General features: G+C 45.6%; 21 protein-coding genes. 6 read left to right on the top strand and 15 right to left on the bottom strand.

Features of this window, described 5'->3' with window-relative positions:
* Positions 1-11: 11 nt before the first annotated feature.
* From xdhB to M4S28_RS17280, 7 genes are all read right to left on the bottom strand, one after another.
* A complete protein-coding gene (gene xdhB / locus M4S28_RS17310) occupies positions 12-2,417 on the bottom strand; it encodes a xanthine dehydrogenase molybdopterin binding subunit (protein WP_249633326.1) in 2,406 nt (801 codons plus the stop codon).
* Positions 2,410-3,798 carry a xanthine dehydrogenase small subunit gene (gene xdhA, locus M4S28_RS17305; RefSeq protein WP_231899844.1) on the bottom strand — a complete coding sequence of 463 codons (1,389 nt, stop codon included), beginning with the start codon at positions 3,796-3,798 and terminating at the stop codon, positions 2,410-2,412. Before xdhA ends, xdhB begins: the two co-directional genes overlap by 8 nt.
* A 539-nt stretch (positions 3,799-4,337) precedes the next feature.
* A complete protein-coding gene (locus tag M4S28_RS17300; protein ID WP_017086635.1) occupies positions 4,338-5,072 on the bottom strand; it encodes a GntR family transcriptional regulator in 735 nt (244 codons plus the stop codon).
* A gap of 194 nt (positions 5,073-5,266) precedes the next feature.
* Positions 5,267-5,953 (bottom strand): DNA-3-methyladenine glycosylase I, encoded by a 687-nt coding sequence (locus tag M4S28_RS17295; protein WP_249633325.1) that lies wholly within the window; start codon positions 5,951-5,953, stop codon positions 5,267-5,269.
* An 80-nt stretch (positions 5,954-6,033) separates the two neighbouring features.
* Complete coding sequence (locus M4S28_RS17290; RefSeq protein ID WP_249633324.1) at positions 6,034-6,561, bottom strand: GNAT family N-acetyltransferase; 528 nt, start codon at positions 6,559-6,561, stop codon at positions 6,034-6,036.
* Positions 6,562-6,602: 41 nt separating this feature from the next.
* Positions 6,603-7,229: an HD domain-containing protein gene (locus M4S28_RS17285; protein ID WP_249633323.1), complete on the bottom strand. Its 627-nt coding sequence runs from the start codon at positions 7,227-7,229 to the stop codon at positions 6,603-6,605.
* Positions 7,230-7,425: 196 nt separating this feature from the next.
* Entirely contained in the window at positions 7,426-8,085 is a 660-nt protein-coding gene (locus M4S28_RS17280; RefSeq protein WP_102442037.1) for an HAD family hydrolase, read from the bottom strand.
* A gap of 411 nt (positions 8,086-8,496) precedes the next feature.
* On the opposite strand from M4S28_RS17280, the gene M4S28_RS17275 reads away from it, so the two are divergent.
* Positions 8,497-9,825 carry an anaerobic C4-dicarboxylate transporter gene (locus tag M4S28_RS17275; RefSeq protein ID WP_004732879.1) on the top strand — a complete coding sequence of 443 codons (1,329 nt, stop codon included), beginning with the start codon at positions 8,497-8,499 and terminating at the stop codon, positions 9,823-9,825.
* Between the two features lie 99 nt (positions 9,826-9,924).
* Here M4S28_RS17275 and M4S28_RS17270 read toward each other — a convergent pair whose 3' ends face one another.
* The 5 genes from M4S28_RS17270 to M4S28_RS17250 all read right to left on the bottom strand — a co-directional run bounded on the left by M4S28_RS17270 (position 9,925) and on the right by M4S28_RS17250 (position 12,649).
* Positions 9,925-10,248, bottom strand: coding sequence for a DUF4144 domain-containing protein (locus M4S28_RS17270; protein ID WP_249633322.1), 324 nt, complete (start codon positions 10,246-10,248; stop codon positions 9,925-9,927).
* A gap of 31 nt (positions 10,249-10,279) precedes the next feature.
* Positions 10,280-10,546, bottom strand: coding sequence for a Txe/YoeB family addiction module toxin (locus M4S28_RS17265; RefSeq protein WP_017069754.1), 267 nt, complete (start codon positions 10,544-10,546; stop codon positions 10,280-10,282).
* Positions 10,536-10,793, bottom strand: a complete 258-nt coding sequence (locus tag M4S28_RS17260; protein ID WP_017061616.1) for a type II toxin-antitoxin system Phd/YefM family antitoxin — start codon at positions 10,791-10,793, stop codon at positions 10,536-10,538. Before M4S28_RS17260 ends, M4S28_RS17265 begins: the two co-directional genes overlap by 11 nt.
* Positions 10,794-10,979: 186 nt before the next feature.
* The gene (locus M4S28_RS17255; RefSeq protein ID WP_102450578.1) at positions 10,980-11,771 is read right to left on the bottom strand and encodes a CLCA_X family protein; all 792 of its coding nucleotides are present in this window, start codon (positions 11,769-11,771) and stop codon (positions 10,980-10,982) included.
* A 188-nt stretch (positions 11,772-11,959) separates the two neighbouring features.
* The gene (locus tag M4S28_RS17250) at positions 11,960-12,649 is read right to left on the bottom strand and encodes a flavin reductase family protein (RefSeq protein WP_102362668.1); all 690 of its coding nucleotides are present in this window, start codon (positions 12,647-12,649) and stop codon (positions 11,960-11,962) included.
* 176 nt (positions 12,650-12,825) lie between these two features.
* On the opposite strand from M4S28_RS17250, the gene M4S28_RS17245 reads away from it, so the two are divergent.
* Complete coding sequence (locus M4S28_RS17245) at positions 12,826-14,157, top strand: ferredoxin reductase family protein (RefSeq protein WP_249633321.1); 1,332 nt, start codon at positions 12,826-12,828, stop codon at positions 14,155-14,157.
* A gap of 193 nt (positions 14,158-14,350) precedes the next feature.
* Positions 14,351-14,758 (top strand): hypothetical protein, encoded by a 408-nt coding sequence (locus M4S28_RS17240; protein ID WP_102456263.1) that lies wholly within the window; start codon positions 14,351-14,353, stop codon positions 14,756-14,758.
* Between the two features lie 228 nt (positions 14,759-14,986).
* On the opposite strand, the gene M4S28_RS17235 is transcribed toward M4S28_RS17240, so the two are convergent.
* Positions 14,987-16,429 carry an AGE family epimerase/isomerase gene (locus M4S28_RS17235; RefSeq protein ID WP_249633320.1) on the bottom strand — a complete coding sequence of 481 codons (1,443 nt, stop codon included), beginning with the start codon at positions 16,427-16,429 and terminating at the stop codon, positions 14,987-14,989.
* Between the two features lie 279 nt (positions 16,430-16,708).
* Between M4S28_RS17235 and M4S28_RS17230 the strand changes: the two genes are divergently transcribed.
* Both M4S28_RS17230 and M4S28_RS17225 read left to right on the top strand, forming a co-directional pair.
* Positions 16,709-17,257 (top strand): DUF2975 domain-containing protein, encoded by a 549-nt coding sequence (locus M4S28_RS17230; protein WP_102383830.1) that lies wholly within the window; start codon positions 16,709-16,711, stop codon positions 17,255-17,257.
* A 10-nt stretch (positions 17,258-17,267) separates the two neighbouring features.
* Positions 17,268-17,501: a helix-turn-helix domain-containing protein gene (locus M4S28_RS17225; RefSeq protein WP_017054877.1), complete on the top strand. Its 234-nt coding sequence runs from the start codon at positions 17,268-17,270 to the stop codon at positions 17,499-17,501.
* Between the two features lie 77 nt (positions 17,502-17,578).
* Here the strand turns inward: M4S28_RS17225 and M4S28_RS17220 are convergent, their stop codons facing one another.
* Positions 17,579-18,226 carry a glutathione S-transferase family protein gene (locus M4S28_RS17220; protein ID WP_249633319.1) on the bottom strand — a complete coding sequence of 216 codons (648 nt, stop codon included), beginning with the start codon at positions 18,224-18,226 and terminating at the stop codon, positions 17,579-17,581.
* Positions 18,227-18,343: 117 nt separating this feature from the next.
* On the opposite strand from M4S28_RS17220, the gene M4S28_RS17215 reads away from it, so the two are divergent.
* A complete protein-coding gene (locus M4S28_RS17215; RefSeq protein ID WP_249633318.1) occupies positions 18,344-19,195 on the top strand; it encodes a LysR family transcriptional regulator in 852 nt (283 codons plus the stop codon).
* Between the two features lie 206 nt (positions 19,196-19,401).
* On the opposite strand, the gene M4S28_RS17210 is transcribed toward M4S28_RS17215, so the two are convergent.
* Entirely contained in the window at positions 19,402-21,516 is a 2,115-nt protein-coding gene (locus tag M4S28_RS17210; RefSeq protein ID WP_249633317.1) for a methyl-accepting chemotaxis protein, read from the bottom strand.
* Positions 21,517-21,673 lie beyond the last annotated feature (157 nt).

Below are 21,673 nucleotides of genomic sequence, written 5' to 3'. Positions count from 1 at the left end.
TAAACCGAGCCCTAAGCTGTTTCTGATTGAGCATCGACCGAAGTCGGAGCCGTTTCAGTGACCTCCTGTATCGCCATCAGAATACGCTCTGGTGTCGCAGGTGTGTTGAGCTTAGGAATCGCGCCATCGACGGCGACATAGCTAATCGCGTCTTTCAGTGCGCTCCATACCGACATACCCAACATGAAAGGTGGCTCACCCACGGCTTTCGAGTTGAATACGGTGTCTTCTGGGTTGTTGCGGTTTTCTAAAAGGTGCGTTCTGAAATCAATTGGCATATCAGCTATCGCTGGAATTTTGTAACTTGCAGGGCCATTGGTCATCAAGCGGCCTTGCTGGTTCCAAACCAACTCTTCCGTCGTTAACCAACCGACACCTTGCACAAAGCCACCTTCGACTTGGCCGATATCAATTGCTGGGTTCAATGAAGCGCCCACGTCATGCAAAATATCAACACGCAGAATCTTGTTCTCACCGGTTAGGGTATCGATGATAACCTCTGAACAAGATGCTCCGTATGCGTAGTAGTAGAACGGGCGACCGCGCGCTTTCTCGTGATCGTAATAGATCTTCGGAGTGCGGTAGAAGCCAGTGCTCGATAGCGAGATTTGGTTAAACCAAGCCAGTTCAACAAATGAGTTGAAGGTCATGATCTCGTCGCGGATCTGCACCATGCCGTTCTTAAACACCACCTCTTCAGGCCACACTTTGAAGTGCGCAGAAGCGAAGTCAATCAGGCGCTGCTTAATGGTCATTGCGGCGTTTTGCGCGGCCTTACCGTTGAGGTCGGTGCCCGATGAGGCTGCGGTTGGTGATGTGTTCGGAACTTTGTCTGTGTTTGTAGCGGTGATCTGGATACGTTCGACATCGACTTGGAACTCCTGTGCAACGATTTGTGCCACTTTGATGTTCAAGCCTTGCCCCATTTCCGTACCACCGTGATTCAAATGAATACTGCCATCGGTGTAGATATGGATGAGCGCACCTGCTTGGTTCAAGAAAGTCGCAGTAAACGAGATGCCGAATTTCACGGGTGTGATCGCAAGGCCTTTCTTCAAGATAGGGCTTTGCTTGTTGAACTCAGCGATTTCTTTACGACGTGCGTGGTAGTCACTGCTGCGCTCAAGCTGTTCGGTTATCTCAGGTAAAAAGTTGTCTTCAACGGTTTGGTAGTAATGGGTCACGTTACGGCCTTCTTCGCCGTAGTAGTTCGCCTTACGTACTTCCAAAGGATCTTTTTTCAGGTAACGCGCAATCTCGTCCATGATGTGCTCGATGGTCATCATGCCTTGCGGGCCACCAAAGCCACGGTAAGCGGTGTTCGATGCGGTATTGGTTTTGCATCGATGACCAACCACAGTTGCATCACCTAGGTAGTAGGCGTTGTCTGAGTGGAACATCGCACGATCGACGATAGAACTTGATAAGTCTGGTGAGTAACCACAGTTACCTGCAACGGTAATGTCGGCACCTTGAATCACACCATTGTCGTCAAAACCGACCGTATATTGATTGTAGAACGGGTGGCGTTTACCGGTTTGCTGCATGTCTTCATTGCGCAGCAAACGCATTTTGGTTGGTCGACCGGTGAGGTGGGCAATCACCGCAGCCATACATGCTGGAGAGGCCGCTTGAGTCTCTTTACCACCGAAACCACCTCCCATACGACGCATATCAATCACGACTTTGTGCATCGGTACGCCAATTACTTCCGCAACCAGTTTTTGAACTTCGGTCGGGTTTTGAGTCGAGGTGTACACGATCATGCCGCCGTCTTCGGTTGGCATCACGCTACTGATTTGGGTTTCTAGGTAGAAGTGTTCTTGGCCGCCGATCTCTAGGTCACCAGAGATCACGTGTTTCGCTTTTGCCAGTGCGGCTTTCGAGTCACCACGTTGTTGAGTGTGGCTTTCTGTTACGAAGTGTTCTTTCTCTAGCGCTTCTTTTACATCAAGAATCGCAGGCAGTTCTTCATATTCAATGATTGCAGCGTGTGCGGCTTTACGTGCAGTTTCTAAATCGTTAGCTGCCACGGCAATCACAGGTTGACCGTAGTATTCTACTTTGCCATCAGCAAGCAGTGGGTCACCCGGTAGGATGGCGCCGATATCCAGTTCACCCGGTACGTCTTTCGCTTGAATAGCAATTGCCACACCTTCGAATTCGTAACATGGAGATAGGTCTATTTTGGTGATGTTAGCGTGCGCTTGCTTGCTCAGGCGTGCGTATACATGCAGCTGATTTGGGAACTCTAGGCGGTCGTCAATGTATACCGCTTCGCCCGTGACTTGCTTGGCTGCACTGTCGTGTTTAACGCTTTTACCTACGCCAGTTTTTAGGTCTTGTTTTGCAATGGTAACCATCTCTTCGTGGGTCATCGCATTGCTCTTGTGACCAGAGGAATTTGATTTAGACATAAGACGTTACCCTTGTTTCGATTTGGTTGTTTTTATTTTGTCGTTCAATGAAGTAGCGACGCAGCATGTTGGCCGCCGACAATGAACGGTATTCTTGGCTTGCACGGAAATCAGAGAGCGGTTCAAAGTCGTTATACAGTTCCTGCATCGCTAACTTAATATTAGCGTCTGTCCACGGTTTGCCTAATAACGTATTTTCACAACGAGTTGCACGCTTAGGCGTTGCTGCCATACCGCCGAAAGCGATACGAGCGTAAGAAACCTTGCCATCTTCAATTTGAATATCAAACGCGCCACACACCGCAGAGATGTCGTCGTCTAAACGTTTCGACACTTTGTAAGCTCGGAAGCTGTCGTTGGTTGGCTTAGGAATGATGATCTGTTCGATGAATTCACTCTCTTTTTGCGCCGTCACTTTGTAGCTGATGAAGTAATCTTCTATCGGCATGGTGCGTGACTCGTCTCCGCAGCGAAGTTTGATTTTCGCGTCCAAAGCAATCAGCAGAGGAGGGGTATCACCGATAGGTGAAGCATTCGCCACATTACCGCCAATGGTGCCTTGGTTACGCACTTGCAGTGAAGCAAAGCGGTGCAGTAGCTCACCAAAATCTGGATAGTGCTTTTTCAGTAGTGCGTAAGAGTCACTGATAGGCAGATTGGCACCAATGATTAAATCGGTGTCGGTCTCTTCGCACACCTTCATGTCTTCCACAAGGTTTACGCTGATCAGTGTTTCAATCTCGCGATGGAATTGTGTGACTTCCAGTGCTAAATCCGTGCCGCCAGCAACCAGCTTAGCGTTCGGATGTGCTTGAAAAAGCTTGGCCAGCTCATCAGTGCTTTTCGGGGAAAAAGCGGTGAGGTGACCAAGGCGTAAGTTGGCTTCAGTGTCTTGAATACCTTCTAGCTTCTTGATGGTGTTGCGTTCAAGTTCAGCAAATTGGTCGATCAAAGGCTGGTCTGTTGAAAGCGACATCGCAGCATCAACAATTGGTCGGTAGCCAGTACAGCGACATAGGTTACCCGCCAGTGATTCCATGACGTCTTCTTTGCTCGCATCGGGTTTGTTCTTGCCTAGCGCAAACATCGACATGATGAAGCCCGGCGTGCAGTAACCACACTGTGAACCGTGAAAATCCACCACCGCTTTCTGTACTGGGTGCAAAGAGCGATCTCGGTTTTGTAGATCTTCTACTGTGATCAGTTGCTTTCCATGCAGCGCTGAAACGAAAGTCAGGCAAGAGTTCACCGAGCGGTATTGCAGCTGTCCATCAACCACTTCGCCCAGAACTACCGTACATGCACCACAGTCACCCGACCCACAACCTTCTTTGGTACCGGTTTTATTAACCTTGGTACGAAGGTAGTTGAGCACTGTCATATTTGGCGACAGATTATCTTCACGTCTTATTTCCTGATTGAGCAAAAAAGTAATCAAGAGACCTCCTTGTAAATCGACATATTTCCATGTGTATTCTTTTTGACTTCTAGGTCAATAATTATCCATCCTGACCCTGTGGTCAACTATTTATTTACAAAAATGCAACAAATAGTTTTTTGTAGGGATTGTGTACAATTTTATTTTAACTTTAGTTGCTTGTTTTATAAGGGGTTGAATTAAAAGCGAACAGTTTTATGATGTGAATGAATTGATAGCTATGTATACAAGATAAAGGAGGGGTTTATGGCACTGTTGGAAGTGATTCTATAGAGGCTAAGATCGTTGTTGAGGCCAGAATAGACAGAATTTTTAGATGGATGTGAGTCGATCGTCGTATTTGTTTTTAGAGGAGAGGGCATAAAAAAGAGAAGTAAACGCAGAGGCTTACTTCTCTCCTGTATTGTTAATAAAAAGCTGTTAACGAAAAGCTGTTAACAAAAAGTTGTTAACGGATGGTTATCAATCGTTTGTTGAATCTTCTATGACTTGCTCTTAAGCAGATCAGAGAACACGACATGCAGGTCGCTAGAAGCCGTGCTGCTGTCTAGGTTGAGCTTCGAACGAATATGGCTTAGGTGTTCTTGCATCAATTCTACAGCTTGTTGTTCGTTGCCTGACTCTATCGCATCCAGTAAGCCTGAGTGTTCGTCTAGAGAGCAGTTCGAGTGATTGCCCGTTTCGTACTGAGCGATCAGCAGTGAGGTTTGCGATACCAAGCTGCGTTGGAAAGCCAGCAGTGGCGCATTCTCAGCCATTTCAGCCAGCTTGATATGAAACTCGCCAGACAAGCGTAAGCCGGAACCGTAGTCACCTTGGTCAAAGGCGCAGTTCTCTTTTACAACGAGCTTTCGGCACTCTTCGATTTGCGCTTTGGTTGCGTTTTTCACCGCTAGCTCAGTGATAGCAATTTCCATTACTTCACGTGCTTTAAATATCTGCTTGGCTTCATCAACCGTTGGGGCTGCAATCATGGCACCTCGGTTTGGACGGATCACCACAACTTGTTCTAAAGAGAGACGCAGTAAGGCACGACGGATAATGGTGCGGCTAACGCTAAAGATTTCTGCTAAGGCTTCTTCGCTTAATTTGGTGGCTGGTGGCAGCCTTTGTTCTAGTATCGCGTCGAAGATATGGCAGTAAACAACATCGTCTTGAGTCTGGCCTGTTACTTTCGTTTTTACACCTTTGGAGACAGAATTTTTGAGAGCTGTCATAGAGATAAGGGCCCTTGTTTAGTCGAGTTGGGTTAGTCGAGAATAATTCATGAGAGTTACTCTATATTGTATACATTTATCTATACAATGCCACCGGATGAAAGTGCGATGCACGCTTATTTGTTAATGACTTATAACATTTTGTTTGCAGGGAACTGTGTGCAATCTTTAGCTTTAAGCCATTTTTAATCCAACTAAACTCGATTATCACCGCAGCTGTAGGCAACAATCTGGCTGATTTCGCTCAGGCTACGACCTGACTGTTGCTGCCATTCGTTGAAGGCTTTACCCGCTGCCAGTTGTGCTCGCTTGGTGTTACGGCCGCTATCCACCACATCGGTACTGCGTAGGTGTGCTTCAACATCTGATGACAAGATGAAGGTGTCTTTACCCATTTGGCGCAGAGTGTAGGCACCAGTATTACCACCTAATCGCTTGCCGTGTTTTTTCAGGTAATCCCACAGCTCGGTGATACGTTCTGATGGCCAGTCGGCAACCATTTGCGAGAATGAATCGGCTTCACGCTTGGCGTTGTGGATCATGGTGGCATTGGCAGGGATGGTCATCACCTTGGTGAGGTGGCGAATAATACGCGGGTCTTGCGCTTTCTGTTCCCACATTTCATTCGGCAGCATCAGCATTTTTTCGATATTGAATTCAAAGAACACTTCTTCAAATTGCGGCCATTTCTTTCTCACTACATTCCATGAAATACCACATTGGAATACCTTTTCGGTAAAGGCGGCCAGCCAGCGATCGTCGGTGATCTGCGATAGCTCGGATTGGGAAAGGGGCGCGCGAACAATCTTTTCGAGCTCGGCAGCTCCACCTTTACGGTGAGCCGCACGTTGATAAATAGTGTCGAATTTTTCTTGGGTCATTGGAGGTTCCAAATTAATGCGAGTTTCTAAGATATGGGGTCAGATCTAGCAATTAAAACGACCGAGCCAAGTAAAACATGCTAGCTGAGCTTTAATTCCATTTGATACAGGGGCCACGTTTTGCCATTGAACTCTTTCACGCTCGGCTCTTTGTCTACCACCTCAAAACCCGCTTTGTCGTAGCATCGTTTCGCACCGTAGTTTTGCTTAAATACCGCTAAGGTGATGGTGGTGACATTCGGTATTTCTTTCGCCGCTTCTAAGGCCGTTTCAAGCATCGATTGTCCTAACCCTTTACCTCGAAGGTTTGGGTGAATCGCGACTCGGCAAAAGCGAAGTTCGCTGTCCGACATGCGTTGAAATTCCATAAAACCAAGCAAGTCACTGGCGTTTGAGTTGGCGTTTGAATCAGCGTTCGGTTCAAAGTATGACTTAGATGCAGAGAAGGTATATAGCTCGACATGTGGCTCTTGAGAGCGTTCGATGATGGAGGTTGCTTTTAACGGCCAACCAAATGTTCGCCCACCCCACAGCACGTAGTCTTCTAGGGATGTAAACCAAGTGACGATCTCGTCGGCGTCGGATGCTTTAAAGCGGTTTATTTCCATATCCTTCTCTCTCCTTATTGCCTGCTTCTTTTTCTAAGCCGTTAAACTTCCGAGCCCAATTGCTCAAGAAAACCACGCATGTAGTCGGTGCGCTTGTTGGCTTCTAACTTGGCGGATTCTGTATTCATGGTTTCAGCCAGCTTGAACAGCTTCACGTAGAAATGGTCGACGCTGTAGTGCTTGTCATCTAACTCACGTTGCTTCGCAAACGGGTCTTGATGGTTATAGAGCTCTGCGTTAAAACTCTGACCGACGTACAGGCAGCGTGCAATACCAATCGCACCGAGAGAATCTAGGCGGTCAGCATCTTGGACGATTTGAGCTTCTAACGTTTCAGGTGTGATGTTGGCGCTGTAGCTGTGAGTCACAATGGCATGATGGATCTGATCAAGGTAGGGCGCAGGATATTCGATAGATTTGAGATAAGAGATGGCTTTGTCTGCTGCCATTTGTGAGCTTTGAGCGCGGTCTGGGTGGTTCTTTGGAAAGGTGAAGCAATCATGAAGGTAAGCGGCGGGCAGCACGACTTCAAGCTTAGCTTGTTCTTGAGTACATAAAGCCTTGGCGGTTTTGACTACGCGCTTAATATGGCTGATATCGTGCGCTGCATCTTGTGTCATCTCTTGCTGTGCAAAATCAAGCAGTTGGCTTTCAATTTTCTCAATCACGTGTCTCTTTCTCCCTTTCTAGACGTTATCAATGTTGCTTGTCACTTAGCATCAGTTTCACATCGACTGTAACAGTTTCAAGCGCGAGTTTTTATCTTTTATAAAAGGAATACCCACAAAAAAACCGACTCTGTGAGTCGGCTTAATAGAAAGGTTATTCTGTGTTGATTAAAGCGTTATCAACGGTAATCAGAGCTTATGCAGCGGCTTGTTGAAGCTGCGCTAACACATCATGCAGAGAAGGGCTGATGGTGTGTCCAAGCGCTTTTACTTCGTCACATGGTTCTACTAAATCAGGGATCTGGAAGCTGATCATGTTGGCTGCCATTGATGCGCGAATACCGTTGTTTGAGTCTTCAAACGCTAGGCAGGCTTCAGGGGCAACACCTAGGCGTTCTGCCGCTAGCAGGTAGATCTCGGGGTGAGGCTTACCATTGGTGACTTCACAGCCTGTGCTTAGTGAGGTGAAGTAAGAATCTAGGCCAGCCAGCTCAAGCTTCTTTTTCGCGATATCAAGCTGAGTGGAGGTCGCCACCGCGATTGGAATGTCGTTTGATTTCAGCCACTCAAGAAGCTCAATCACGCCGTCTTTTACTGGGATAGCTTGGTGCTTAACAATCGCACTGTAGCGTGTGCGCCATTCGTTGTTCAGCGCTGGGTAATCTAGCCCTTCACCGTAGCCATTTCTAAAAATCTGTTCGATGGTTTTTGCGTTACAGCCAATGATGCCTAGGTAAACATCCTGCAAAAACGGAACACCTTGCGCGTGACATGCTTCTTCAAAAACCTGCATACAAAGTCGCTCGGTGTCGAGCAGCAGTCCATCCATATCAAAAATAGCAGCTTGAAAATTCATATCCGTGGTTCTTTATGTGTTGTCGTCGTGAGGGCGAGTATTTTGACATAGTGCCTGGAGATAGGCGAGTCAGTGTTCAGTAAGAATATGACGAATTGCATCGGTAATATGCTTCTAGATGAGGCGAAACCTGATTAACTTACGTTGGAATAATATCGTTCAGTTATGAGTCTGATGTTTGATAGGTCATGCGGTTCTAACAGACACAATAATGGTTATCATACATAACAAATCTCGGTTGAGTGCCTAGCTTCCTATTACAATTCATAAACTTACAGACGCGTTAGCGTGACCATAATCTTATAAAAAACAATTTGCGGAAGCCTGCAATCATAGTGTGACCAAGTAATAAGTAAAAGGCTGAACTAAAGGACAAAATATAATTAGTCCACATTTTTAGCAAGGTTGCTTATGTTGTATTTTGAGTTTCTATTTTTATTAGTCGTACTTTATATCGGGTCTCGGTATGGCGGTATTGGCTTAGGTGTTGTTTCTGGGATTGGCTTGGTTATCGAGGTGTTTGTCTTCAAGATGCCACCAACGTCTCCACCTGTCACCGTAATGCTGATCATCCTCGCTGTTGTTACCTGTGCTTCGATCCTCGAAGCGGCTGGTGGCTTGAAATACATGCTTCAAGTTGCGGAAAGGGTACTAAGAAAGAACCCGAAACGCGTCACCTTGATAGCACCGTTCGTGACTTACTCGATGACTTTCCTATTGGGTACTGGCCACGCGGTTTACTCAATTATGCCAATCATCGGCGATGTTGCGTTGAAGAATGGTATTCGTCCTGAGCGCCCAATGGCGGCTGCGTCTGTTGCGTCTCAACTAGCTATAACGGCATCACCAATTTCTGCTGCTGTGGTCTATTACCTCGCGCAACTTTCTGATATCCAACACTCTATTACTCTGCTTTCTATTCTGATGGTGACGGTTCCTGCAACCTTGTTCGGCACACTTTTGCTTTCTCTGTATAGCTTGAAACGTGGTAAAGAACTGAACGACGATCCTGAATACCAAGCTCGTCTAAAAGATCCTGAGTGGAAAAAGCGCATTGAAAGCACCACCGCGACCTCTTTGGATGAAGTACTGCCAACTTCGGCTCGTAATGCGGTATTGATTTTCCTATTGTCGATTGTCGTGATTGTTATCGTGGCGATGGTGCCTGAGATCAGAACCATCGTAGACGGCGACAAGCCAATCAAGATGTCGGTGATCATCCAAATGATGATGCTCTGCTTCGGCGGTATCATCTTGCTGGCAACTAAAACTGACCCACGTGATGTGCCAAACGGCGTGGTATTCAAATCCGGTATGGTGGCAGCGATTGCTATCTTCGGTATCGCATGGATGTCGGATACTTACTTCCAATACGCAATGCCTCAGTTCAAATCTGGCATCGTGGAAATGGTAACGAATTACCCATGGACGTTTGCACTAGCGCTATTCATTGTGTCGGTTGTGGTGAACTCTCAAGCTGCGACGGCTCGTATGATGTTACCTGTTGGTCTTGGCTTAGGACTAGATCCAGCCTTGCTGATCGGTTTGATGCCAGCGGTTTACGGCTACTTCTTCATCCCGAACTACCCATCAGATATCGCAACGGTTAACTTCGATGTCTCTGGCACCACCAAGATTGGTAAGTGGTACTTCAACCACTCATTCATGTCGGTTGGTTTAATCGGTGTAGTAGGCGCATGTTGCTTAGGCTACGCACTGGCTCAGATTTTTATCGCTTAATGAATTAGTTAAATAACAAACAAAAACAGCGCCTGAATTGGCGCTGTTTTTGTTTAATCTGTCTTGGGAATTAGCTTTGATACGAGCTCTTAAGCAGTATTAGCGAGCCTCAAAAGCCAAAGACTGAATCGCTTCTTCAATCGTTAGGAAGTGGATCTTCATCAGGCACACTTCGGCTTTCTGAAACTCGTGGTTTCGAATCAGTTTGGTCACGTTTTCAACCGAATACTGGTCTGCTCGTTTAGCTAGAGACAGTTGGTTAGAACTTGATTGAAGTGAATAGCTGTCGCCAACAGAATCAATCAGGTAATCATCTTCACCCAAGATCATCTCTGAGCATTCTGCTTGAAATTCGTGTTCGGATGCGACGTAAATAAGTTCATCATCACCGTCGAGTTTTACTAAAGATGGCCAACTGATCATTACTGCCCTTTCTATGTGCTGCTTACTGCTTTTAATAGTGGTGACGACAAGCAATTATGTAAAAGTTATCGTCATCTGCTTTATACACTAATCGATTCTTGTCATCGATTCGTCTTGACCAAAATCCAGACAGGTTGCCGACTAGTGGCTCCGGCTTTCCAATCCCTTCAAAGGGCGTTCTTTTGGCAGCTTCAATCAACTTATTTAGTTTCTTGAGCGTTTTCTTGTCTTGGGTTTGCCAGTATAGGTAATCTTCCCAAGCATTATCTGTAAATACAATCTTTCGATCATTCGTCATTATTCAATTCTCGAACGGTTGTATTTCCGGCTTCGAGTTGAGCAATGGATTCAGCCAATCTTTCAGCGTTTTTAGGCGAGCTCATTAGGTACAAGGTTTCTTGCATTGAATTAAAATGATCAAGAGACATTACCACGGCATCTTCTGAATCTCGTCTGGTTATTACCGTAACATCAGAATCGTCTACCACTCTATCGAGCACAGACTTAAGGCTATTTCTTGCCTCAGTAAAAGAAACAATATTCATCACTTATTTACCCTGTTGTTTTTGGATATGTTTAATCTTTCAATATACACAGAATAGTTAATCATTCATGAATTAACTATTGTACATGTTCCGCTTATTGTACATGTTATCTCAGAGATTACACATGATCAACTTATGGTACATGTCACTCACTGTAAATCTGCAGGGTGTTACTGACTCAAAATGTTATTTACTTAAAGATCGTCCTAATGGTGCAAAATAGCCTTGCATCGCATTGTAGATTTCTTCTCTGTGCTCAAGGTCGGGATACAGAGGGTACATATCCGGTTTGGTCGTGCCATCGACTAAGTAAGAATTCTCGATATCTGAGCAGGATTCAATCGTAGCTTCAAAGGCACGCGCCATCATTTCTGTTGGTAGTGAGAAGTAACGAGCCGACGTTGCCTTGTCGGCAATGACACTGCGTGCAACGTAGTGGTGTTTATCTAGGTTGTTGTCGCTGAGTAGTGTGGCATCGAACACAGACATCAAACTCTCGTTTAATGGATGAGGTCGCACCTTTCTATCGTGTAACCAACAGTCACTGGCGAACAAGATGTGTTTTCGAGGGCCTGAGGTGTCGCCAATCTCAAACGCCTTTTCGGCAATGTAGTGGTCAAATGCATGCCAGAACTCATGTGCTAATGCACCTGCACCTGCGTTTTTAGTGAGGGCTAACTCTCTTTGATTTGGTGCGTAGTGTGCTTGTACACCCTTTCTGCCACCACTGCCGAACGCCAAGCCTAATGTGCCACGCAAGCCAATTGCTTCTGGTGGCAAAGCCAGGATGTAAGCCAAGTCTGCTAACGAGTCGAATATCAGATTTGCAGCCAGTTCTTTCTCTTCTTTCGTTACCCAAGCGCCCACACGGATGCTGCCCATACCGAAGGTCTGTTTGATGTCCATGAATGACACCTGATCGCCATGTCGGTAGTCTGGGCCTTTGCGCGTTTTGTATTTAAAGTGGGTTAACTTCAAAGGGGTCCTTGGAGAAAGAGGTTAGGTGGAAATAAAGGTGTTCGGTGGAAATAAAGATGTTAGATGAGAATTAAGTGGAGCATTCTTATCGGATGCTGACCATTGAGCTTTATTCTTTAAACCACACCGTTATGATTAGTATTTATGAACGAAAGTTAACACCTTTGTGACTAAATTACCGAACAAAATTAGCTTAAATTGAGCTCACGAGCTTCCCATGAGGTTGGGTTTCCTTCACGAGTCAGCGGAAACAGAGATTTGTCTGGCTTGGCATAACTTAAGCGGTGAAGCCTTTGGGTGACATGGTAGCTGTCTAGCCCTGAAATCGTGACTAAATCCAGCGCTTCTAAATCAAGGTAGCCATCCGGCATCACGGCACGTTTGGGTGCTTGAATCGTAATGACCTCTCCAATCAACATTTGCGTTTGATTGCTCTCAATCGATATCTGTTCTTTCAAAACTAACCCTATTTTGAGACTGCTTTCCAAAACAAATGGCGCGGGGAACATGTCGTCATAGTAGGGCGTGAGGCCGACGGCTTTGAATTCGGATGCCGTCTTTGGATAACGAGCCGAAGTTTGATGCGCTTTTTGAACAAAATCAGCGCCGATGCTGTTGATGGTGAAGTGCCGAGTTTCTAGGATATTCTCTAATGTATGGCGACGACTTTCTGCTGGTCGAACTATGAAGCCAAATAAAGGTGGATTCGACCCTAAATGAACCACCGAGCTCACCACAGCAAGGTTTTCTAGTCCTTGTTTATCACACGTACCAATTAGGTTTGCGCTTTTGAATCCCGATAAGGAGTTGATTAAGCGAGCGCGTTCTCGCTGATCCATTGTTTGAATATCTTGTCTTGAAAGGTTCATGTCCTTCATGTCTTTTTTGCTTCCCATTGTTATCGACGAACGTGTTCATTAGCCAAACCATATTTACGCAGAAGCATCCGCTATCGATCAATTGAGTATGTGCCTTTGCATAGATTTACGCATGTTGACGTCGCTTTACATCACGCACGCTAAAGTAATGATGTCGTCTTTATGAGTGTTAAAAAATGAAAACAGTCCGCAATATCCTCTGGGCAATGATTGCCATAATGTCAGCCTTTTGGTTTGCGATGGAACCGCAACTCTTCGCTTCAAACAACATATTTGAATGGCGCTCTGCCATGATTCAGTACTCGGGTATGTTGTCTCTGATGTTAATGTCTATCACTATGATCTTGGCGATGCGTTTGCCTATGGTTGAGAATTGGCTCAACGGTATGGATAAGGCGTATCGCGTCCACAAATGGTTGGGTATCGGTGGCGTAGCTCTGGGTGTGACACACTGGTTGTGGTACCAGATCCCTAAGTGGCTAGTGACATCTGGAGTGTTGGCTAAACCTGTTCGTCATGACGGTTCTGGCCCTGCAAGAGCTTTGTCTGGTTGGGAAGCGTGGGTCAATGGACTGCACGGTTTTGCTGAAAATATTGGCGAGTGGGGTTTCTATCTATTGCTTGTCTTACTGGTGGCGTCGTTGTGGGCAGCAGTAAAATACAAACCGTTTAAATTGTCACATCGCTTGATGTCTGTCGCGTATCTTTTGATCGCGTTTCACTCGGTATTACTGCTCAAACATGCTTATTGGGGCCAGCCTATTTATTACCTAACGGTGACCTTCGCTTTGGTTGGGTCTATCGCGGCGATGTACAGTTTGTTGGGTTTTGTAGGGCGTCGTAATCGTCACTCTGCTGCTGTTTCCTCCACACGTTACTTTCCACAAGCCGAAGTGATGGAGTTGGTACTAAAGCCCGATACATCTTGGCGAGGCCATAAAGCAGGGCAGTTTGCGTACCTGCGCTTCGGCAATGAAGACCCGCATCCGTTTACCATTGTTTCGGGCAGTGAAGATTCAGAACTGCGTTTCTTGATTAAAGAGTTGGGTGACTTTACGAATGGTCTTTATGAGCGAGTTAATACGGGTGATGCTGTTACGGTGGAAGGGCCTTATGGTCGACTTGAGTTTGACTTAAATAGGCCACAAATTTGGATTGCTGGTGGTGTCGGAATAGCGTCGTTTTTTGCAACGCTTGAAGCGCTCAAAACAGAGAAAACTCATCCTCGAATTGAACTGTTTTACTGTACCCGCGGTGTCGATGAGCATTTAGTCGATGAATTATGGCACCTTGCGCATCAAGTCGGTGTGAAGCTGAACGTAATAGATACCTTGCACTCTTCGCGATTAAACGCAGAGAGAATCGCGAGTCAATGTGGTGATCTAAATGTTTATGAGTTGTATTTTTGTGGGCCAGAGCGGTTCTCAACATCGCTTAAAAAAGAACTCGATGCGTGCAAGTTTAATGTTGAGCAGAATTATCACGAAGAGCTGTTTGTGATGCGTTAAAAAGGCCGAAAGAGGTATCAATAGCGTCAAGTTTGGCTCTTTGTAGCGGAGCTGGGTCCGCTGTCCGATTTGTCGTTATTGATACCTGACGACAAGTACTCGTTAAAAAGGCAAAACTTACTCAACTTTTTATTGCAGCGGTTTGCTATTGAGCGATACCATGTACGGCTGTTTTATTGGTAAAGATTGCAAAATGTCAGATGAAAAGCTCGCGCTAGAGTGGATGCGCCAACAAGCGCATAAAATTGATCCGTATGTTATAAATCCATCATTTGATGAATGCGTTGAGTTGCTTGAGCCTGCCTTTAAGAAGGGCAAGAGTGTCGCGCAGCTAAAATATCTATTATCAGAAGCGGATCGCCGAGCTGGCGCTGCCGAGCGTAAACACGCCGCTTTAAAGTTCGCTAAAGAAAAAAGCCCGAAGGCAGGTCAAAACCTTCGCCTTCAAAGCAAGCTTCAACAAGTTCAGTTGGCATTAAAGTTAGCGACGGGCGATAACAACATGACTATATCGCAGTTCTGTTCTGAGTATGATGTCAGTAAGCGAGACGGCAACGAAGCGTGGAATGAAAAGCTGGTTGAGCAGAATAATAAGAAGTGATTGTTTCGATGTCTTATTCTGCCTCGCTTGAGGCCCGATAGGATTTACTTACTCGTGAAAGTTTGCTCATAAAGTCATATAAAATCCTACCAATAAATGTTGTTCAACTGTATTTCAAAAGCCTGAAAAGCATCTTTTCTTCTCAGGCTTTGCGAACAGCTAGTCACTCATCTTTTTCGTCTTAACCGTAAACCACAGCTAAAAGTATCGATGAGCGAATATCAGATATTAAGGTCGAATGTTATTGAAGCTGACCTTCTGCGTTCCACCTCCAAGTTTCTCCAACTTAACCACATCCCCTTGATAGTAATACGGTTCCATTGGCATATTGCTGTTGGTTGGTCTTGCGTAGTGCAATACAGCCAGTTTAGCGTCAACTTGCTGAGCATATAAATAGCCAATCAGCGCATGTTCAAATTGGTGATAGCCATTGCCCCAATGGAAAGCTTTAGTACGCTTAGGATCAAGCCCAACGCCACCGTATTTGTGGTCGACCCAAACATCATGGAAGGTCGGTAGGGTATATTGCAGGACGTCTTTCATTGAACCATCGACCAGCGAAACCGTCATGGCCGCTTGATCAAGCTCTGCCCATTCCCATGATGACGCCCACTGACTGTGCGGTCTGCTTTGCCAGCCCGTGATATCTTGCCCTTGCCACATCTTCTGAAGTCGCTCACCAAAGTAGTTAGATACATTGGCAAAGTCTTTCTGATATTGCGCCTGATTCAGAGTGTGTTTCATACCGTCTAAACCTAACTCCGACCAATCGGAATTATTTAATGCATGACCGGTTAGATAGGTCATCCAATATGCTTTGATGGTGTGCCCAAAATCGTTGTGATTGGCATTCGGCATCATCGCAGCTTTATCATGAATTGCGCCGTAGAAGCGTTGTTCATCTTCAGAATGGAATTGGTCAATCATGGCTTGCGTGAGCCAGTTTAAGTCATCAAGCCATTTGGATTTGACGGGCTCTTTGAGCAGAGGGGCGACTAACAACAGGTAGCCGTTTATTTGATCAAGTTGCGCGACCAGTTCGCGTCGTTTTGCACTGCCATCTTCACCGTCAGCGAGTACCCAAGCAAGACCGCTGTTGTCGCTAAGTCGATACTTATCAAAGATAAAAGCTTGCTGTGCGATGAGTGCTTGTTCTACCTTTTTGTCTTGGGTCAGGTAGTAGTACATAGCAAGGCCAACCAGCGCGTACGCTTGATCTTGAGAGGTACGCTGCTGCCAATCCTGACCTGCTTTTCCCTCTTTTGTGTAGCCAATAAAACCACCATTTTGCTTATCTTCTAGTTGATCAATGAGGTAGTACGCCCCTTGCTTAGCGAGCGCTAAAGCCTGTTTGTCTCCGGTAAGATGGTAGAGCACGCCGTAGGCATAGGTTTGGCGTGATTTCATGCGCGTAAACTCTTTGCCAAAGTGCGGCGTGATCCATCCTTTGTCTAACTCAGGACAAACGTTAGAAACATCGAGGAGTGTTCCATCATCACATCGGAAAGTGGGGAAGTTGCCTACCGGTTCTCCTTGAGCGCTAAGCATCAGCCAATAAGGTGCCAGCCCTTCAGAAGCATGATTGATCCAGTCTTTTCCAGAGGGAAGGGTGACATTGGCAGATACAGCGAAACTGGTCACGCTGAGTAATGCGATGGTTGCTCGTAACATGATGTTTATCTTAATGATTTGAATTTAGTTGAATATAAACAATCGCATCTGCACATTGTGATTCGGCGATCACAATCGATCAAATTATTAGGAAGTAAATGGAAGTCTGATGAAAATGGATTATTGGGTTGAAGCTTTTAGAACCCGGAGGTTGTCTTTCCCATGTTATTGGTAGAACGCATACTATATTAGCCTTATGCTACTAAACTCAAATCGATATAAAATTATCGTTTGTTTTGATCTTAATATCCCTCCTGTCAATTCAACAGGAATCTAAGTATGTCTAACATTCAAAAACAAAGCCGACGTGTACGTATGCTATTACAATCCCTTTTTGTACTTACCCCTATAATGGTGTGTTACTTCTGGCTAACAATTGAGACTCCCTATGACTTTATTAGTGCGACGGGCATTTTTTATCTTACTTACGACATCGGGTATTTCACGATGTTACCGCTCACTATGACAACGAGAATCGTTGCTGCGTTCACAAGCTTATTGATGTCCAGCATCCTTATGTATGCACTGATGGTTCTGATACGTTTATTCCGTAACTATGAGCGAGGTGAAATCTTCTCTTTAGAAAACGCAATGTCCTATCAGAAGCTCGGATATAGCCTGTTTTATTGGGTATTAGGTTCAGTTATCTACGGTTCATTGATGTCAGTGATTCTGTCGTTCAATAATCCACCAGGTGAACGTATCTTTGAGATTAGTTTTGTTGGTATGGACTTTTTAACACTGATATTGGGTATAATTATTTTGATCATCTCATGGGTGATGAAAGAAGGTTATATTCTGGCTGACGAACATAGCCAAACCATTTAAAGGACTTGTCATGACTATCCGCATTAATTTAGACATTATGATGGCCAAACGAAAAATGCGATTGAAGACATTGGCAAAAGAAGTTGGGATTACTGAAGCCAACTTATCAGTATTAAAAAATGGTAAAGCCAAAGCGGTAAGGCTATCGACACTCGATAAGCTGTGTGAAGTTTTAGAGTGCCAACCTGGTGACATTTTGGAGTTTGAACCGAATGATCATCAAGACAGCGTTGCTGAAGAATAGCGGGTAAGGAAATCGCGTTCTAATCATCTAATATTGAACGAGTCTCGATGCCCTTATCGAGACTCATTGCTAACTATTTATACAGTCTCGCCTGCCTCGTCCTCTTCAACCACATCGGTTTCTAAGCTTGCCTCTGCTAGCCATTTTTGTATTGATGGGCTGTTAAGCACGCGTTGCTGATACTGTGATGCCTTCTCTGAAAGCTGGATGCCATAGGTTTCTACGCGCAGCGCCACAGGTGCAAACATCGCATCGGCAATCGACCAATCACCAAACAACCAGCCTTCTGGATGTTGCTCCATTTGCGCTGACCAAATTGCATCGATACGAGCGATGTCTTTTAGTGCTTCTTCACTGAGTGTGAGCTTTCTTTTTGCTCGGCAGTTCATCGGCATTTCATTTCTGACGGCAAAAAATCCAGAGTGCATTTCTGCGGAAATAGCTCGGGCATGGGCGCGTTCTTTCACTGAACTGGGCCATGCTGCGCCGTTCAAGTGGGCGTCGTTAACGTATTCGAGAATGGCCAATGAATCCCACACTGCAACGTCACCATCAACTAGGGTTGGAACCTTGGCCGTTGGTGTCACTTTAGCCAGGGTGTCGTAGAAATCAGAGGTGAAAAGCTTGAGCTTAATGACTTCTGCATTGAGTTTATAGTTGTCGAAAATTAGCCATGCGCGTAGTGACCAAGTTGAGTAGTTCTGGTTTCCAATATAAAGCTGCATCGTTACTTCCTTGCGTTTGGTGGGTATGCTTTGAGCCTAGGGGCATGCATTTGAGCTTAGGGGATTGTATTGCGAGGCACTAACGGATAATTTTGATGCAATACATTAATAAAAACGATGGGTGGTGATTTCAATATGGATATTGACGCTTTGCGAGGTTTTCTTGCATTTGTGGAAACCAGTAGCTTTACGCGTGCCGCGAAACAGATCAACCGCACCCAATCGGCATTTAGTGCTCAGATGCGGAAGTTGGAAGAAGAGCTCAATGTGACTCTTTTCCAGAAAGAGGGACGTAATTTAATACTGACTGAAGCAGGCTTAGCGCTGCGTTCTCATGCCGAACAATTGGTCGCCCTCCACAATACCGCCCTCAAACAAGTAAAGCGTTACGAAGACAAACAACCTCTACGACTCGGCTGCCCTGAAGACTACAACGACACCATTCTGCCGAAAGTGATTCGCCTGTTGCAGAAAGCAGAACCCACCTGTTCTATTCAAGTATTCAGCCTGCCCAGCATTACGCTGAGAGAGTGGTTGGATGACGGCCGTTTAGATGCCGCAATTGTCACCCGAGCGCCCGACAGCGAAGAGGGGTATTGGCTCACCAGTGATACTGGGGTTTGGATAAGCAGCCCTGATTATGTGTTTGATGGTTCCAAGCCTGTTCCATTAGCTTTGTTTCAAACAGACTGTAAATATCATGCTGCAGCGGTGAATGGTTTAACTAAGCAAGGTACGCCTTATCAGTTGTTGGCGTGCAGCAATACGGCTTCTGCGCAGCGTGCCATCGTTAAAGCGGGTTTAGCGATTGGTGCTATGGGTAAGCTCAGCGTGACTCCGGATTTGAAAATTCTTGATGATATGCCGCCGTTACCAGCAGTGGATATTGTGCTGATCCTTGCGAGTAAGCATCACCCCGTATTAGACAAAGAAGTGCTCAATCAACTTGTGGAGTTAGAGTCTGATTAGCTGTGTTTATATTGGGATATTTTATAGGGATAGTTTGGTTAGGACAGATTGGTTAGGCGAGCTTTGTTCCGTAAAATTTAATAGATGAACTGCAATCGATGAGTTTGAAGTTGAGTGGAAATTAAGAAATGAAGAGGCCGAGAACATTGCGTTTCTCCGAAAACATGGTGTTTCTCGGCCTAGTTATTGTGAGACGTTGTTGGTAATTAAGAAAGCTTGAACTTGCTTAACTCACCGTGTAAATCTCCAGCTTTCACTGTCAGCTCATTACTGATTGCTACTGATGATGTCATGGTGCCCATCACTTCCACAGCGGTGTCATTGATGATCACTACATTGCGGTTAATCTCTTCTGATACTGAGCTTTGCTCTTCAGCCGCGGAAGCAATCTGATTGTTCATGTCGTTAATCACTTCAATCGCTTGGTTGATTTCAGATAGTGCTAGATGTGCTGCTTGGGTTTCCCCTTTGGTGTCATTCGCTTGCTTCTGGCTTTGCTCCATCAATATCACGATAGATTGAGTCTCTTGCTCTAGGCGAGCCAACATCGAGCGAATCTCTTCTGTCGAACCTTGAGTACGATTGGCGAGGTTACGCACTTCATCTGCCACGACAGCAAAGCCTCGTCCTGCTTCACCCGCACGTGCAGCCTCAATCGCAGCGTTAAGCGCTAGTAGGTTTGTTTGTTCTGCAATACCACCAATCTCGCTTAAGATACCCTGGATAGCGGTGCTCGAATCGACTAGGTTCTGTGTTTGTTGTTGCGCATCGTTAACCTGCACAGCCAAGCTGTCTACCGCGCTGGCGGCATTGTCCATGCGTGTCATGCCATTAAGGCTGTTACTTTGTACTTGGCTTGCTGCCGCGGCTGCTTGAACGGCTGAGCTTGCCACTTCTTGCGCAGTCGCACTCATTTCATTAATGGCTGTGGCAAGTGAGTTCACCTCGTTAACTTGAGAGTTCAACTGGTCACGTGAAACTTCAGCACGAGCTTGGCCTTCTGTTGCGTTTTTATCTACTTGGTCGGCCGTTACCATCACGGTAAGTAGCATCTCTTGCATACGAGATAGGAAAGTATTGAACCAGTGTGCAAGCTGAGCGGTTTCATCTTTTCCTTTCACTTCAATGCGGTAAGTTAAGTCGCCTTCGCCTTGTGCAGCATCTTTAAAACGCTCTACTAAATTGTTTAGAACCTTGCCCAGAGAATTGGCAATGAATGCCATTGAGGCAATACCTAGAATAGCTGCGATGATCCCCGCCCACACACCTTTTTCAAGTGCTTTTGAATTCTGTGCATCACTCCATTGCGTGTAGTCGTCGACGCTTTTTGTAAGGTGACTACTGGGAACGGATACCATGACTACCCATGGCGCATCACTGGTATCAATGGCTGTTATTGCGTACTCATCGCCGCCGAAATTAACAAGGCCTGCACCTTCTCGCTTAGCGATAGATTGAATTGTCGACCATTCGGATTCCAATTCAGAAGAGACTCTTTTACCCACCATATTTCCAGCTCGGCTGTTGGCGAGAGTTATGCCTTTCCATGATGCAATAAGGATTTTTCCTTCGCCATCAAACAAGTTACGTGCAAGCAATTCGCTTTGGCTTTGAAGCTCAAACAAAGACAAATCAAAACCAATTGAGCCAATGATTTTCCCGTCTTGTTTGATTGGTTGGCTGATGGTAGTGATGAGCTCTTGCTTACCGCGAACTGGATAGAAATAGGGTTCCATCACAAATGTCTTACCGGTTTGGTATGGCATTAAGTGCCAGTCGTCTTTGCGCTCGCCGTTGCTGTTGAGTTCGGTATTGCTGAAGCTCTCCATTGCGACGGCATCAAAGCTGTTCTGATCATTTGGAGAGAAGAAAGGCGCAAGGTAGCCCTGACTGTTAAAACCTAATTCGGTGTCCAAGCTGATCTCGTTATTCAGATCGGTTGGTTGTGGCCAATTCTTGTTCTCCCACACCATGTAGCCCGCAAATACAGCTTTGTTTTGCGCTTCCAAGGCGGCAGTAAACTGTTTAACGATAAGGTCTGCGCTTGCGTTGGTTTGTGAACTTAGCTCGATAATGGAGCGTGCTTGCTTAAGGTTTGCTAGTACAGGGTTAAGTTGGTTGGCAATGTTCAAACCTTGTTGAATGGCTGTGTTTTGCAAATCTGTCGTTGTGGCGTCTGTCAGCTGCGTCTTTACTTTTTCAGTGACTTGTTTGTTCACATCGGTAAATGCGCTGGTGGTCATGCCCATTGCGATCAACAGAGTGAAAGCCATTGCTCCACCTGCACTCACCGCAATTCTCGTACGTATACTGTTAAACATATGATCCCTATAGCCAAATATTGGTAATTTCCCAGAGATTTTAAACAAGATAAGTGAATGGAAAATTCAAAATAATGAACATAAAAAGAATAGGGTGATCAAAATTATAAATAGGATTGCATAGTGCTCAGATTTATATCTTGCAGGTGGGTTCTAT

It is taken from the genome of Vibrio sp. J383, assembly GCF_023503985.1.
GTDB classification, from domain to species: Bacteria; Pseudomonadota; Gammaproteobacteria; order Enterobacterales; family Vibrionaceae; genus Vibrio; species Vibrio splendidus.
Note: the sequence above shows the minus strand (reverse complement) of the source record. Positions and strands in the feature narration are given on the sequence as shown.